Annotated in this window: 8 protein-coding genes; all 8 read left to right on the plus strand. The window is 72.4% G+C overall.

Annotated features, from left to right (window positions below):
- A partial coding sequence (locus AC4IJH_RS41255) for a type I polyketide synthase (protein WP_490857172.1) occupies positions 1–4,374 on the plus strand: 4,374 nt, incomplete at its 5' end.
- 144 nt (positions 4,375–4,518) lie between these two features.
- On the plus strand, positions 4,519–5,355 hold the full coding sequence (locus AC4IJH_RS41260; protein ID WP_490857173.1) for a hypothetical protein: 837 nt from the start codon (positions 4,519–4,521) through the stop codon (positions 5,353–5,355).
- Between the two features lie 5 nt (positions 5,356–5,360).
- On the plus strand, positions 5,361–8,345 hold the full coding sequence (locus AC4IJH_RS41265) for an AMP-binding protein (RefSeq protein ID WP_490857174.1): 2,985 nt from the start codon (positions 5,361–5,363) through the stop codon (positions 8,343–8,345).
- An 89-nt stretch (positions 8,346–8,434) separates the two neighbouring features.
- The gene (locus AC4IJH_RS41270; protein WP_490857175.1) at positions 8,435–9,301 is read left to right on the plus strand and encodes a 3-hydroxyacyl-CoA dehydrogenase family protein; all 867 of its coding nucleotides are present in this window, start codon (positions 8,435–8,437) and stop codon (positions 9,299–9,301) included.
- A complete protein-coding gene (locus tag AC4IJH_RS41275; protein WP_490857176.1) occupies positions 9,298–9,582 on the plus strand; it encodes an acyl carrier protein in 285 nt (94 codons plus the stop codon). The genes AC4IJH_RS41270 and AC4IJH_RS41275 overlap by 4 nt, the downstream gene beginning before the upstream one ends.
- Entirely contained in the window at positions 9,575–10,738 is a 1,164-nt protein-coding gene (locus AC4IJH_RS41280; protein ID WP_490857177.1) for an acyl-CoA dehydrogenase family protein, read from the plus strand. The genes AC4IJH_RS41275 and AC4IJH_RS41280 overlap by 8 nt, the downstream gene beginning before the upstream one ends.
- A complete protein-coding gene (locus AC4IJH_RS41285; protein ID WP_490857178.1) occupies positions 10,707–11,837 on the plus strand; it encodes an HAD-IIIC family phosphatase in 1,131 nt (376 codons plus the stop codon). Before AC4IJH_RS41280 ends, AC4IJH_RS41285 begins: the two co-directional genes overlap by 32 nt.
- A gap of 271 nt (positions 11,838–12,108) precedes the next feature.
- On the plus strand, positions 12,109–16,916 hold a 4,808-nt coding region (locus AC4IJH_RS41290; protein WP_490857179.1), incomplete at its 3' end, for a beta-ketoacyl synthase N-terminal-like domain-containing protein.

A 16,916-nucleotide genomic window follows, 5' to 3' on the forward strand; every position in this document is an offset into this window, starting at 1 on the left:
GGCGTCGGGGACCTGGCGGCGCCCGCCGCCAGGGGCCTGCTGCGCTCGGCGCAGTCCGAGAACCCCGGTCGGCTGGTTCTCGTGGACCTGCCCGCCACCTCCATCGACGACCAGGCCGTCTCGGTCCTGCCGTCCGTGGTGGACAGCGGAGAGCCGGAGCTGGCCGTCCGCGGCACGGTCGCCTACGGGCGGCGGCTGACCCGTCCATCCCGGTCCCTGACAGCAGTTGAACAGCCGTCGGACCGGCAGGGCGCGCGCTCCGCGCTGGTGACCGGCGGTACGGGCACGCTGGGCGGGCTGGTGGCCCGGCACCTGGTGACCACCGGGCGTGCCGACGGCGTGGTGCTGACCAGCCGTTCGGGTCCGGCCGCCGCCGGAGTGGCCGTGCTGGCCGCCGAGCTGGCGCAGCTGGGGGCATCGGTCGACGCGGTCGCCTGTGACGCGGCGGACCGCGGCGCGCTGGCCGCCGTGATCGAGGCGATCCCGGCCGAGCGCCCGCTCAGGACCGTCATCCATGCCGCCGGTGTCCTCGACGACGGGACGGTCACCTCGCTGACCCCGGAGCGAGTGGCGACGGTGATGCGGCCCAAGGCCGACGCCGCATGGCACCTGCACGAGCTGACCCGGGGCATGGGCATCGACCTGGAGCACTTCGTGCTGTTCTCCTCGGCGGCGGCGACGTTCGGCGTGCCGGGGCAGGGCAACTACGTGGCGGCCAACGCCTTCCTCGACGCGCTGGCGGCCGACCGCAGGGCTGCCGGGCTGCCGGGGACCTCGCTGGCCTGGGGCCTGTGGGCCGAGGTCAGCGGTCTGACCGGGCAGCTCTCCGACGCCGAGCGGGCCAGGATGACGCGGAGCGGGACCGCCGCGCTGAGCGCGGCCGAGGGCCTGGCCCTGCTGGACCTGGCACTCACCCGCGACGCGGCCGTACTCGTACCGGCCCGGCTCGACCTGGCCGGGATGCGGGCGCAGGCGGCCCGCAGTGACGAGATCCCGCCGCTGTGGCGGGCGTTGACCGGCGGACCGGTCCGGCGGACCGCCGCCTCCGGCGGGGCGGGCGCGGACTCGCTGCGGCAGCAGCTCGCCGCGCTGCCCGCCGAGGACGGCCACCAGATGCTGCTGAACCTGGTGCGCGCGCACGTCGCCGCGGTGCTGGGCCACGCCTCCGCCGACGCCGTCGAGCCGGGCCGGGCCTTCACCGACCTGGGCTTCAACTCGCTCACCGCCGTCCAGCTGCGCAACCGGGTCGGCACGGCCACGGGGCTGCGGCTGCCCGCCACCCTCGTGTTCGACTACCCCAACCCGACCGCACTCGCCGTGCACCTGCGCGGCCTGCTCGGCGGGGAGCCCGCAGCGGGCGCGGACGCCCCGGTTCCCGTCGGGGCCGCGGCCCATGACGAGCCGATCGCGATCGTGGGGATGAGCTGCCGGTTCCCCGGCGGGATCAACCGGCCCGAGGACCTGTGGCACGTGCTCGCCGACGGGCGCGACGCGATCTCGGGGTTCCCCGCCGACCGCGGCTGGGACCTGGAGGCCCTGTACGACGCGGACGCCGCGCACACGGGGACCTCGTACACGCAGGCGGGCGGGTTCGTCACGGACGCCAGCGAGTTCGACGCCGCCTTCTTCGGGATCAGTCCGCGCGAGGCGCTGGCCATGGACCCGCAGCAGCGGCTGCTTCTCGAACTGTCCTGGGAAGCCGTCGAGCGGGCCGGTATCGACCCCGTCTCCCTGCGCGGCAGCCAGACCGGCGCGTTCGTGGGCGGCTACACCTCCGGGTACGAGATGAGCGTGCTGGCGGAGGGGGGTTCCGAGGCCGAGGGGCACCTGATGACCGGGGTCGCGACCAGCATCCTGTCCGGCCGCCTGGCGTACACGTACGGCCTGGAGGGGCCGACGATGACGGTCGACACGGCCTGCTCGTCGGCGCTGGTGGCGCTGCATCTGGCCGCGCAGGCGCTGCGGTCGGGCGAGTGCTCGATGGCGCTGGCCGGCGGCGTGACGATCATGGCTACGCCGGGGACCTTCATCGAGTTCTCCCGGCAGCGCGGGCTCGCGCCGGACGGACGGTGCAAGGCGTTCGCCGCAGCGGCGGACGGCACCGGCTTCGCCGAGGGCGCGGGCGTGCTCGTGGTGGAGCGGCTGTCCGACGCGCGGCGCAACGGGCACCAGGTGCTGGCGGTGCTGCGCGGCAGCGCGATCAACCAGGACGGTGCGTCCAACGGTCTGACGGCGCCCAACGGCCCGTCCCAGCAGCGCGTCATCCGGGCCGCTCTGGCGAACGCCGGGGTCCGCGCGGACCAGGTCGACGCCGTCGAGGCGCACGGTACGGGGACGACGCTGGGCGACCCGATCGAGGCGCAGGCGCTGATCGCGACCTACGGCCAGGGCCGCGGCGAGGACCGTCCGGTGTGGCTGGGCTCGGTGAAGTCCAACATCGGGCACACACAGGCGGCGGCCGGTGTGGCGGGTGTCATCAAGATGGTGCTCGCCCTGCAGCACGGCAGGCTGCCGGCGACGCTGCACGTGGACGAGCCCTCGCCGCACGTGGACTGGGCCGACGGCGAGGTGCGGCTGCTGACCGAGCCGGTGCAGTGGCCGGCCGGCGACCGGGTGCGCCGTGCGGGCGTGTCCTCGTTCGGCATCAGCGGCACCAACGCCCACGTCATCCTGGAAGAGGCCCCCGAGCCGCCCGCGAGTGCCGCTCCCGCCGGGCCTTCGGTCCCGCCGGCGGTGGTGCCGTGGGTGCTGTCCGGGCGGAACACGGAAGCGCTCAAGTCCCAGGCCGGACGGCTGCGCGAACTCCTGCTGGAACGGCCGGACATGGACCCCGTGGACGTCGGGTTCTCGCTGGCCACGACGCGCACGGCGTTCGCCGAGCGGGCGGTCGTGCTGGGCGAGGAGCGCGACAGCCTGCTCGCCGGGCTCGCGCTGGTCGCCGCCGGTGTGCAGACCAAGGACGTGCTGACCGGGACCGCGGCGGCGGACCACAAGGCGGTGTTCGTCTTCCCCGGCAGTGAGTCCGGGTGGCTCGGCTCCGCCGCCGGGCTGCTGGACGAGGCGCCGGTCTTCGCGGCCCGGATGGCCGAGTGCGAACAGGCCCTGGCCCCGTACGTGGACTGGAAGTTGACCGAGGTGGTGTGCGAGGGGCCGGACGGCCCGGCGCTGGATCGCCCCGGCGTCCGCCAGCCGGTGCTGTGGGCGGTGATGGTCTCGCTCGCCGCGCTGTGGCGCTCGGCGGGCGTGCACCCGGCCGCGGTCGCCGGGCACGCCGTGGGCGAGATCGCGGCCGCGCACGTCGCGGGAGTGCTGTCGCTGGCCGACGCCGCCAGGACCGCGGCGCTGACCGCCGGGGCGGAGCCGAGCAAGGAGGAACTGGCCTCGGTCCGCCCGCGGCAGGGCGCGGTGCCCGTCTTCTCCAGCCGGGACCTGGCCTGGACCGACGGCACGGACATGGACGCCGAGTACTGGTGCCGCAGCCCGCGGGAGACCGCGCCGTTGCGGGAGTTGGCGCTGGCCCTGCTCGACGGCGGGTTCGGCGCGTGCGTCGAGGTCAGCCCGGACCCCGTACTGACCGCGGGCATCCGGCGGGCCCTGGACGACGAGGACCTGCAGAAGGGCGCCGGAGTCACGATCACCGGGACACTGCGCCACGGGGAGGCCGGACTGCGGTCGTTCGTGGCGGGGCTCGCCACCGTCCATGTGAGCGGGACCGCGGTGGACTGGGCGGCGGTCCTGGGCGGCGGACACCGAGTCGATCTGCCCACCTACGCGTTCCAGCGGCAGCGGTACTGGCCGGCCGCGCCGACCCGTAAGCCGGTGGCGGCGTCCCCGGGCGAGCAGCAGTTCTGGACCGCGCTGGAGGAAGGGGACATGGCCGCCCTCGCCGGGGTGCTGGGCATGACCGAGCCGCTGCGGGAGGACATGCCGCTGGGCACGGTGCTGGCGCAGCTCACCACCTGGCGGCAGCGCGAACGCGACCTCGCGCAGCCCGGCGGCCTGCCGGGCGACGGCGAGGAGGGCGGGACCGACAGCGGGCCGGCGGACGGGCCGGGGGCCCTGGGATGGGTACGGCAGCTGTCCGGCCTGTCCAAGGCCGAGCAGCGGGAGCTGCTGCTCGAACTGGTCCGCCAGGAGATCGCCGCGACGCTCGACTACCCCTCCAGCGACTCGATCCACCCCACCGGCGACGTCTTCGAGATGGGCATGACGTCCATGTCCGCCGTTCAACTGCGGGAAAGAATTATCGAGCAGACTGGACTTAAACTGCCGGAGGGCTTTGTCTACGACCTCTATTTTCCGGAAGCGATCGCAGGCTTCCTCCTGAGTGAGCTTCCGGACGAGCTTCAGGAAGGCGCTCCTGGGGATTCTTGAGGGTTCCCCGGAAGGCGGGATCATGTTAGCGTCCAACGGGCTTCTTTGGACGGAATTCCGCCTTCGTGACAGGTTGGTCCGATTTAGCACCTCAGGCTGCGGCGCAGGGAAAGCGACCGTCCGCCTCTGATGATGGGTGAACAAGTGCCGAACGAAGAATCGTGGAGCGTCATCTCCGTCCCCACGTCGAACTCTCTTATTCTCGGTGTCGATTTCCCTGCGGCCGGACGCCGCGAGGCGGGGTTCGGGGACCTGGCGGCCAAAATGGGGTCCGCCTGGTCCGGCCACGGGTTCATGCAGACCACGCTCCCTTCCGTACGCGTGACCGAGCGCCCCGCGGGCGACTTCTACACCGAGCACTGGATGCGGGGTGTGGACTGGGACAAGTACGAGGTGGTGGCCGTGCTCGGCTACTGTCTCGGCGGTGTCTACGCGGCGGAGATCGCGGAGCGGGTGGCTCGGCGGCAGGGCACCGAGCCCCAGATCGTCCTCTTCGACGGGCAGGTCACCGACGTTCAGCTGCTCGCCGCCGAAATCAACAAGATGGTCGCCCTGGCCGGCCCCGTCTTCTCCGACGAGGAGGCGGAACAGGCCAGGAAGCGCGCCGCCGAGATCGTCGGAACCCCGTCGATCAGCCTGGTCGACGCGGCCATCGAGGTCGTCGAGCTCTATCGGGAGACGGCCTCCACCGCTTTCCGGCGGATCGGCCTTTCCGATTCCCGCAGAGACGAAGTGGTCCAGCTTTTCGAGACGTATATGTCATGGCTTTCCGCCGCCGTGGACATCGACCCGAGCCAGACCTGGAAGCGTTCCCTCGCCCTTACCTCCACGGATTACGCCACCTTGGAGGAGAACGGGGCGGCGACGGCCGTCAACGCCACCAAAATGCTCGGCCGACGCATCTCGCTCGACACCAGCCACGCCGATCTGCTGCGTGACGACTCCACCGTTCGCACACTCCTCGACCACGCCGAATTCTGAGCGTCATGAACACCACGAACAAGGAAAAGGCCCTCTGGCTGATGGAGGAGCTGGTCCCGGAGACCGGGATCAACAACTTGGGGATCGCCCTCCAGGTGAGTGGCCGGCTGCGGCCGGACGTACTGAAGGCGGCCCTGGCCATCGTTCTCGGCCGCTACGAGATGCTGCGGACGGTCTTTCGCGTGACCGGCGCGGAACTGGTCAAGGAGGTCGTCCCCGCAAGCGAGTTCGCCACGGAGATCGAGCCGCTCGACCTGACCGGCGAGTCGCTGGACAAGGACCTCACCGCGTTCGTCGACCGCCCCTTCACGCTCGACGGACGGCCCCTGGTCAGAGTCGGGTTCGCCACCGCACAGGACGGTGACGTCCTGTGCGTGGGGGTGCACCACCTGGCGTTCGACATGGTCTCCGCCGCCCTCTTCCTCCAGTCGTTCATCCCGGTCTACGACGCGATCGCGGCCGGCCGGCCCGTGCCGCCACAGGCCACCGCGGAGGTCCCGGCCCTCGCCGAGCCCGAGCCGCGGCCCGCCGATGTCGCGTACTGGAGCGAGACGCTGCGAGGCATCGAGCCGGGCGGCCTCGACCTCTGGTGCGGCCTGCCGCGCAGCCGTCAGCCGCTGATGACGGGCGAGAACGCGCGCCACACGCTCTCGCCCGAGGCGCAGCACGCCGTGCAGCAACTCCAGCGCGCGGCCAGGGCGCCCGCCGCCGCCGTGATGCTGGCCGCCTACACCGCCCTCCTCGCCTCGCACGGCGCGGGCCCCGACCTCGTCGTCGGCACCCCGGTCGATGTGCGCGGGCCGCACACCTCCGCCATCGGGTACCACGTCAACGTGGTCCCGGTCCGGGTCCGGGTGGACCTGGCCGAGGGCTTCCGCCCGCTCGCCCGCCGGGCCCGGGACGCCTTCCTCGGCGCGATGGGGCACGCCAACGCCTCCGTCGACGAACTGGCGGGGGAGATCCCCGAGATCGGCTCGACCTGGCAGTCCGCGCTCTACCGGCACCTGTTCAACTTCCTGCCCGCGGCGCCCGTCGGCGAGCTGTCCATCGACGGCATGCCGGCCCGGCTGGTGACGGTCGAGAACCCCTACAGCAAGTTCGACCTCGAACTGGTCGGCACGCCGTCCGACGCGGAGATCCTGCTCCGGTACTCCACCGAGACCCTGGCCCGCGCCGACGTCGAGGCGATGCTGCACCGGCTGGAGGCCCTGCTGATCGAGGCCGCCGAGGACCCGGACCGGCCGCTCGGCGAGAGCGCCGGGTGGAGCGGCACCGACCGCCGGGCCGTGGACCGGGCCAACAACACGACCTCCCCCATCGAACTGCCCACGGTGCAGGCGGCGTTCGCATCCCGTGCGGCGAGCACACCGGACGCGCCCGCCGTGGTCGAGGGCGCGCACACCGCCACCTACCGGCAGGTGGACGAGGCGGCGGCCGCCATCCACGCGCTGCTGGCCGGCGCGGGCGTCGGCGCGGGCGACGTGGTGGCGATCGCCGCACCCCGCGGCGAGGAGGCGGCAGCGGCCGCCCTCGGCGTCTGGCGGGCAGGCGCCGTCTGCCTGCCGCTCGACACCGGGCACGCCCCGTCCTGGCTGGCTCTCCAGCTCACCCACTCCCGGGCGAAGGCCGTTGTGACCGGGACCGGCGTACAGCTTCCCGCCGACGGGGAACTGCCGCCCGTACTGCCGCTGGAGACCGCCCCGGCGACCGGCCCCGCGACGCCGGATTCCGCCGCCGAACCGACGGCGCCCGCCTGCCTGTTCCACACCTGCGGGGACGACGGGCGGCCGGTCGCCACCGTCCTGAGCCACGCGGCACTCGCCGACACCGTCGGCCACTTCACCACCGAACTCGGCGTCGAGCCCGGCACCGGCGTACTGGCGCTCGCCGCGCCCGGCACGTTCGGCGCGCTCTTCGACCTCTGCCTGGCGCTCAGCGCGGGCGGCCGGGTCGTGATCGCGCCACAGCAGGCGCGGACCGGCGGCAGCGCCCTTCGTGAAACCGCCGACCGCCACGGCCCGAGCGTCGTCGTCCTCCCGCCGGGCACCCCCGCCCGCATCCTGGAGGACCTCGCCGGCCGGCCGCACGGGCTGACCGTGCTCGCCCAGGGCGAGGAGCTGTCCCGCGCGACCGCGCGGAGGCTCCTGGCGGCCGGCTGCCAACTGCACAGCGCCTACGGCACCTTGGAGACCACCGGCTGGGCCCTGTCCGGCCGGGTGGAGGCCGCCGACGCCGTGAACCGGGGGCGGCCGATCACCAACACACGGGCCTTCATCACCGCCCCCGACGGCCGGGAACTGCCCATTGGCCTGCGCGGGGAGCTCTGCCTCGCCGGGACCGGGCTCGCCCTGAGCGACCCCGACGACCCCGCGTTCCCGACCCGCGCACGGTACGGGCGCCACCACCGCACCGGGCAGCTGGCCCGCTGGCGGACGGACGGAACCATCGAGTGGCTCGGCCGCATCGACCGCCAAGTGGCCACCGACGACGGCCCCGTCAACCTCGGCGACGTCGAGGCGGAGCTGCTCGACCACGGCGCGGTGACCGCGGCCGCGGCGCTGGCCGTGACGCCGTCCGACGGCGAGCCCACCGTCGTCGCCTTCGCCGAGACCGCCGGACACGCCGACGCCCTCGCCGCGTCCACCGTCCCCTGGCAGGTCGTCCCCCTGGACGCGCTGCCCAGGACCCCCGACGGCCGGACCGACCGGGCCGCCCTGGCACGGCTCGCCGAGAAGGCGCTCGACCAGGGAAGCGGGCACCAGGCCCCGGCGGCGGACGACGCACTCGTACGCGAGCTCCTCCAGATGTGGCGGCAGCTGCTGGGCACCGAGGCGACGGCACAGACCAACTTCTTCGAAGCGGGCGGCCATTCGCTGCTCGCCGCCGTACTGGCACAGAAGGTCGAAGAACTGACCGGTACGTCCCTCGAACTCACCGAGGTGTTCCAGTACCCGACCCCCGCCGCTCTCGCCGCGAGGGTGCGCGCGTGACACGCGAGGCAGGGCAGGCCGCCCAGGCCTGACCGTGCCCGTCAGGAAACGGCTCACGAAACGGCTCACGAAACCGCAGGGAAGAACCTATGAGCACTGCTTTTGAGGAGCACCGCCTCGCCATCATCGGCGCCGGTGTGATGGGCACGAACATCTCGACACTCGCCATCGGCCACGGCGTTTCCGTCGTGCTGGTGGACGTCGATGAGGCCGTGCTGGACACGGCGCGCCAGACCATCAAGCAGAAGACCCGGCACGCCCAGCTCATGGGTGTGCTGCCGGCGGACCGCCCGCAGGGCACGCTGACCACCAGCGTGTCCCTCGTGGACATCGCGGACGCCACCACCGTCATCGAGGCCGTCACCGAGGTCGCCGAGGTCAAGGAGAAGGTCCTCACCGAGGCCTCCCGGATCGTGCGGCCCGGTACGACCCTGATCTCCAACACCTCCTGCATCCCGATCGACGAGATGGCCTCCTGGACCGTGCGCCCCGAGGAGCTCGTGGGTGTGCACTTCATGAACCCCTCGTACATGATCAAGATGGTCGAGGTCATCCGCGGCCCGCGCACGGACGCCGCCATCCTCGAAGAGGTCACCGGGCTGCTCGGCGTCCTCGGCCGCGAGGCCCTCGTCATCGACGACTCGGCCGGCTTCGTGATCAACCGGCTGCTGCACCCGCTGATCAACACCGCCGCCATGCTCGTCCAGGAAGGCGTCGCCTCCGTCGAGGTCGTCGACGGCCTGCTGGAAGGCTGCCTCGGCCACTCGACCGGTCCGCTGCGCACCGGCGACCTCATCGGCCTGGAGAACCTCGTCGACTCGCTCAACGTGCTCTACGAGCGCCGCGGCGACGAGAGCTGCCGCCCCTGTGACCTCCTGCTCGCGAAGGTGCGAGACGGCCACCTCGGCCGGAAGACCGGCCGAGGCTTCTACGACTACGGAAAGGTCGCGTCATGAGCGTCCAAGAGGAATCTTTCACCACCGAAGGCCTCCAGAAGGAGATCCTCGACTTCCTTGCCGAGCGCATCAAGACCACTGTCGAGGTCGACCAGGACCTCTTCGCGTCCGGCGTCGTCTCCTCCATGTTCGCGATGCAGCTCGTCGTCCACCTCGAGGAGACGTACGACATCGCCATCGTCGGCGGGGACCTCAAGCTCGACAACTTCCGCACCGTCCAGACCATGGCCGGCCTGGTCCTGCGGCTCCGCGACACCTCGGAAACGACCGAGAATGCCTGAGCAACTGGCCGGCGAGCTCGCCCTCATCGACGAGCTCGCCGGCGGCCAGGCGGCCGACTGGGACGTCACCGGCGAACTGCCCACCGACCTGCTGCGCACGCTCGGTGCCCGGGGCCTGCTGTGCGCGCAGGTCCCGCAGACCTACGGCGGCCTCGGGCTGAGCAGCCAGGACAACGGTGAACTCACCGCCCACGTGGGCGGCCTGTGCAGCTCCCTGCGCAGCATCATGACCTCGCAGGGCATCGTGGCCTGGGCCATCCAGCGATTCGGCGACCGCGACCAGCGGCGCCGGTTCCTCGCGGAGCTGACCGGCGGCAAGCTCACGGCGGTCGGCTTCAGCGAGCCGGGCGCCGGCAGCGACCTGGCGGCCATGCGGACCCGCATCGAGCCCGACGGGGACGGGTTCACCGTCCACGGCGAGAAGAAGTGGGTCACCGGCACCCGCTACGCGGACTTCGTCCTGATCGTGGGCCGCAACGGCGAAGGCGACGGCGCCGCCGCCGCGGTGGTCCCCGTGGACGCCCCGGGCGTGCACATCGAGCTCGTACCCCACCCGATGGGCTGCCGGGCCGCCGGACACGCCAACATCCGACTCGACAACGTCCGCCTGCCCGCCACCCACGTGCTCGGAGGCGGCGGACAGCCCCTGTCGATGCTGTTCACCACGGCGCTCTCCTACGGGCGCGTGTCGATCGCGTGGGGCTGCGTCGGCATTCTCCGCGCCTGCCTGAACACCGCCGGCAGCCACGCCAAGCAGCGGGAGCAGGGCGGCGTGGCGCTCGCCGAGCACCAGCTCGTCCGCAGGCACCTGGCCGAGATGTTCATCGCCGAGCAGGTCGCCCTGCGCGCCTGCGAACACGCGAGCCGCTGCTGGGACTCCGCCTCGCCCGACATGGGCCTGATGGCGGTCCTCGCCAAGCACGTCAGCGCCGGCCACGCCGCCCAGAGCGCCGCCACCGCGGTCCAGCTGCTCGGGTCGGCAGGCTCCGAGGACGGGCACGTGGTGGCCCGCGCATTCCGGGACGCCAAGCTCATGGAGCTCATAGAAGGCAGCAACGAGATCTGCCAGCTGATCCTGGCGGACCACGCCCTGTCGATTTCCGACGCACACAAGAACCTTGACGATGCGAAGCAGGTGGGAGGACCCCGTGGCTGACAGCCAACCCCTCGTGAAATGCCTGGTCTGGGACCTGGACAACACCGTCTGGGACGGCACGCTCCTGGAAGACCCGAGCGTGGATCTGTTTCCCGGAATACGCGAGACCATCATCGAGCTCGACTCCAGGGGAATCCTGCACTCGGTCTCCAGCAAGAACGACTACGACCTGGCTTGGCAGCACCTGGAAAAGCTGGGCATCGCCGAGTACTTCGTCCACCCCCAAATCGGCTGGGGGCGCAAGTCCGACGCGGTCAAGGAGATAGCCGAGCGGCTGAACTTCGCCCAGACCGCCGTCGCCTTCATCGACGACCTGCCCACCGAGCGCGCCGAAGTGAACTTCCACGTGCCCGACATTCGCTGCTATGTGGCCGACCAGGCGACCACGCTGACCGGACTGCCCGAATTCAGCCCCGAGGTCGTCACCGTCGACGCCCGGCGCCGCCGCGAGATGTACCAGGCCAGCTTCCGCCGGGACGCCGAGAAGGACACCTTCAACGGCCCCGACGAGGACTTCCTGCGCACCCTCGACCTCGTCATGGCGATCAAGCGGGCCGACGAGGAGGACCTCTCGCGGGTCGAGGAACTGACCCTGCGCACCAGCCAGATGAACGCGACCGGCGTCCACTACTCCGACGCCGATCTGCGCGCCCTGCTGGCCGACCCGGACCACGAGGTCCTCACCGTCACCCTCACCGACCGGTTCGGACCGCACGGCGCGGTCGGCGTGCTCCTGCTGGAGCGCCACCCGGGCCTGTGGCACCTCAAGCTCCTGGCGACCTCGTGCCGCGTGGTGACGTTCGGGGCCGGCGCGGTCATCCTCAACTGGCTCATCGACCAGGCGGCGCAGGCCGGTGCGCACCTCGTCGCCGACTTCAGGGCGACCGACCGCAACCGCATGATGGACATCGCCTACCGGTTCGCGGGCTTCGCCAACGACTCCTGCGCCTGCCTCGCCGCCCTCGACGAGCCCGCCGAGAAGGACGTACAGCGGCTGCACCTGCTCGCCACCCCGCGCGAGGCGCCGACGACGATGCGGCTCACCTCGCCCGAACTGGCCGTGGCCGCAGGCGACCAGGACGCCGTCGCACACGGATAAGGGACGCGAGTTTCTCCACCGACCGGGATGTGGCGCGCCGCTCAACCGACGCGCCCTCCACGGTTGAACGCATGGTGTGCCGGGCCGACCAGCCCATATCGTGGCTGTCGGGGCGCCGGCGCGCTTTTTTATTACGTCGATATTTCCCTTGGCGGAAGAATTTCGACCAGGTATCGCACTCAACCTCCGGAATGCCGAGGGAATTGTGAACGAGACTGATGGGGCAGCTCCGACGGAATTCGCGGTAGCCGGTGCCGAGCCACTGGCCATCGTGGGCATGAGCTGCCGATACCCAGGCGGAGTCCGTTCACCCGAGGATCTGTGGGAACTCCTGGGCGAGCAGCGGGATGTCCTCTCCGACTTTCCCGAGGACCGGAACTGGGACCGCGAATCCCTGTACGGCCAGGACCCGAAGAGCCCCGGGAAGACCTATCTCACCCGGGGCGGCTTCCTTGAGGACGTCGCCGGTTTCGACGCGGGGTTCTTCGGTATCCCGCCGCGCGAGGCCCTGTCGATGGAGCCGCAGCAGCGCCTGCTGCTCGAAGCCTCCTGGGAGGCCCTGGAGCGCGCCGCCATCACCCCCGCCGCGATCCGGGGCACCAGGACCGGCGTATTCGTGGGCGCCGAGCCCAGGGAGTACGGCCCCAGGCTGCAGGAGGCGCCCGAGAGCGTTAAGGGCTACCTGCTCACCGGCACGACGACCAGCGTGATGTCGGGCCGTATCTCCTACCTCCTGGGACTGCACGGCCCCTCCATCACGGTCGACACCTCCGCCTCCAGCTCCCTGGTCGCCATTCACCTCGCCGCACAGGCCCTGCGCCAGGGCGACTGCTCGCTCGCGCTGGCCGGTGGCATCTCCGTAATGGCCACGCCCGGAAACTTCGTCGCCTTCAGCGGCCTGCGCGCGCTGTCCCCCGAGGGCGTGTGCAAGCCCTTCTCCGCAGCGGCCGATGGCACCGTGTGGTCGGAGGGCGTCGGCCTGCTCGTCCTGGAGCGCCTCTCCGACGCCGTACGCAACGGCCACTGCGTCCTGGCCGTCCTGCGCGGCTCGGCGATCAACTCCGACGGCCCCAGCGACGGCCTCACCGCTCCCAACGGCCAGGCCCAGCAGGCCGTCATCCGCCGGGCCCTGGCCAACGCGGGCCTCGCCGCGGCCGACGTGGACGCGGTGGAGGCGCACGGCACGGGCACCAAGCTCGGCGACCCGATCGAGGCGCAGGCGCTCCTTGCCACATACGGCCAGGAGCGCGCCGACCAGGGGCCGTTGTGGCTCGGCTCGGTGAAGTCCAACATCGGCCACACACAGGCGGCGGCCGGTGTGGCCGGCGTGATCAAGATGGTGCTCGCCCTGCGCCACGGCCGGCTGCCCGCGACGCTGTACGCGGACGAACCCTCGCCGCACGTGGACTGGTCGGCGGGCGAGGTGCGGCTGCTGACACAGCCGAAGCCCTGGCCCGCCGGAGAGCGCACCCGCCGCGCCGGAGTCTCGGCGTTCGGCATCAGCGGCACCAACGTCCACGTCATCGTCGAGGAGGCCCCGGCCGCAGCCGGAGCGCCCGCCGCGGCCACGGCTCCGGCGGTCACGGGCGCCGGCGCATGGCTGGTCTCGGGCCGCTCGGCGCAGGCGCTGTCGGCCCAGGCCGTCCGCCTGCGCGAATGGCTGGACGCCCGCCCCGAACAGCAACCGGCCGACGTGGCCTGGTCATTGGCCACCACACGCTCGGCGTTCGAGCACCGCGCCGTGGTGCTGGGCACCGACCGCGCCGAGCTGACGACCGGCCTGGAGCGGCTCGCCGACGGGGCCCCCACGGCCTCGGTGGTCTCGGGTGTGGCCCGGCCCGGCGCACGGGTGGGGCTGGTCTTCGCGGGACAGGGCTCGCAGTGGGCCGGGATGGGGCGTGGCCTGTACGAGGGCAGCCCGGTCTTCGCCGAGGCCTTCGACCAGGCGTGCGGCCTGCTGGAGTCGGCGCTCGGCATCCCGGTACGGGACGTCGTCCTGGGCACCGACGGCGTCGACGAGGCCCTCGCGGACCAGACGCTGTACGCGCAGACGGGGCTGTTCGCCTTCGAGGTCGGCGTCGCAGCGGTGCTGAAGGCGGCCGGTGTGGTCGCCGATGCGGTGGTGGGCCACTCCGTCGGCGAGGTGGCCGCCGCGTACGTGGCCGGAGTGCTGTCGCTGGACGACGCCTGCCGACTGGTGGCCGCACGCGCCCGGCTGATGCAGGCGCTGCCCAGCGGCGGCGCCATGGCCGCGATCAACGCGCCGGAAGCCGACGTGCTCGCCGGCCTGGCGGAGCTGCCCGGCGTCTCCATCGCGGCCGTCAACGGCCCGGAGTCGGTGGTGATTTCGGGCGAGGCGGACGCGGTGGACCGGGTCGTGACGCAGTGGCGCGAGCGGGGCCGCCGGGTGCGACGGCTGCGGGTCTCGCACGCGTTCCACTCCACGGCCATGGACCCGGTCCTCCAGGAGCTGGGCGACATCGCGGCGGAACTGACGTACCAGCAGCCGCAGTTGGTCTGGGCGGGCGCGCTGACCGGTGACGTACTGACCGAGTGCGACGGCGCGTACTGGCCCGCGCAGATGCGGCAGGCGGTGCGCTTCGCCGACGCCGTCGCCGCCCTCGCGGCGCAGGGCGTGTCGGTCTTCATCGAGGTGGGCCCCGACGGCTCGCTCTCGACGCTGGGCCCGGACGCGGTGGCGGACGTCCCGGGCGCGCAGAGCGTGTTCATCCCGCTCCAGCGGCGGGCCGACGCGGGCGCCGCGAGCCTGGTGGCGGGCCTGGCGCGGGCGTTCGTCCAGGGCGCCCCGGTAGACTGGAGCGCCGTACTGCCGGCCGGCGAGCGCGTGGACCTGCCCACGTACGCCTTCCGGCACGAGCGCTTCTGGCTCGACGGCGGAGCGCCCTCGCACGTGAGGGAGGTGCCGCCGCCGGTCCCCGGCGCGGCCGTACTGCCCCCGCTCGACGCCGGCACCGGGGTGCTGCGCGAGCTGGCGGGGCGCCCGGCGCCCGAGCAGGACCAGATGATCCTGGACCTGATCCAGACGCATGCCGCGGCGGTCCTCGGGCACTCCGCACCCCAGGCGATCGATCCCGGGCACACCTTCAAGGACCTCGGCTTCGACTCGGTGACCGGGGTCGAGCTGCGCAACAGGCTGAGCACCGCGGTCGCCATGCGGCTGCCCTCCTCCCTGATCTTCGACTACCCGACGCCGACGGTGCTCTCCGAGTTCCTGCGGGCGCAGGCACTGGGACACGCGGACGGGACACCGGCACCGGCCCGGCCCGCCGCATCCACCGACGAGCCCATCGCGATCGTGGCGATGAGCTGCCGCCTCCCCGGCGATGTGAACGCCCCCGAGCAGCTGTGGGACCTGCTGGCCGACGGCGGGGACGCGGTCGCGCAGCTCCCCACCGACCGGGGCTGGGACCTGTCGCGGCTGTACGATCCGGACGCGGAGCGGGCCGGGACCTTCTACGCGCGCGGGGGCGGATTCATCTCGGGGGCCGGGGAGTTCGACGCCGAGTTCTTCGGCGTCAGCCCGCGCGAAGCCCTGGCGATGGACCCGCAACAGCGCCTGCTCCTGGAGCTCTCCTGGGAAGCGCTCGAACGGGCGGGCATCGCCCCGAAGCAGCTGCGCGGCTCGTCGACCGGCGTCTTCGTGGGCGCGTCCTCCTCCGGTTACGGCGCCGACGCGCCCGAAGCGCTTGAGGGCCACCTCCAGTCGGGCATCGCCCCCAGCGTGATCTCCGGCCGGGTCGCCTACACGCTCGGGTTCGAGGGCCCCGCGCTGACCGTGGACACGGCGTGCTCGTCGTCCCTGGTGGCACTGCACCTGGCCGCCCAGGCCCTGCGGTCCGGCGAGTGCTCGCTGGCACTGGCGGGCGGCGTCACCGTCCACGCCAGCCCGTCGTGGCTGGTCTGGTTCAGCCGCCAGCGCGGCCTGGCCGCCGACGGCCGCTGCAAGGCGTACGCGGAACAGGCCGACGGCATGGGCATGGCCGAGGGAGCCGGCGTCGTCGTACTGGAGCGGTTGTCGGACGCGCGGCGGCTGGGGCATCAGGTGCTGGCGGTGGTGTCCGGCAGCGCGGTCAACCAGGACGGCGCGTCGAACGGCCTGACGGCGCCGAACGGCCCCGCACAGCAGCGGGTGATCCGTGCGGCACTGGCGAGCGCCGGGCTGGGTACGGGTGATGTGGATGTGGTCGAGGGCCATGGCACGGGCACCCGGCTGGGCGATCCGATCGAGGCGCAGGCGCTGTTGGCGACGTACGGCCAAGGCCGGCCGGAAGACCGGCCGCTGTGGCTGGGCACGGTGAAGTCCAACATCGGGCACGCCCAGTGGGCAGCGGGCGTCGCGGGGGTCATCAAGACGGTGCTGGCGCTACAGCACCGGCAACTTCCGCGCACGCTGCACGCCGAGGAGCCGTCCTCGCGTATCGACTGGGATGCGGGTGCGGTGCGGCTGGTGACCGAGGCTGCTCCGTGGCCGGAGGTGGGGGAGCGTCCGCGGCGTGCGGGTGTGTCCTCGTTCGGCATCAGTGGCACCAACGCGCACGTGATCATCGAGGAGGCGCCCGACGACGAAGCGCCGATGCCTGGCTCTGCGTCTGCGCCGGTGGGCGCTGGTGGTGTGGTGTTGCCGGTGGTGCCGTGGGTGGTGTCGGGTCGGTCGGCTGCTGGGCTGGTGGGGCAGGCCGAGCGGCTGGCGGGGTTTGTCGAGCGGCGTCCGGACGTGGACGCGACCGGCATGGGGTGGTCGCTGGCGTCTTTGCGTGGGGTGTTGGAGCACCGGGCGGTGGTGCTGGGCTCGGATCGTGAGGAACTGGCCGCTGGTATAAGGGCGTTGGCGGAGGGCCGTGAGGTCCCGGGGGTCGTCTCTGGGGTGTCGGCTGGTGGTGTGGGCAAGGTCGGCTTCGTGTTCACGGGGCAGGGTGCCCAGCGGGTCGGTATGGGCCGGGACTTGTATGCGGCGTTCCCGGTGTTCGCCGAGGCTTTCGACGCGGTGTGCGCGGGGTTGGCTGGGCATCTGGGGGGTTCGCTGGGGGCGGTGATCCGTGGCGAGGGTGAGGTGTCCTG

This window comes from Streptomyces sp. UF-297, from assembly GCF_058245575.1.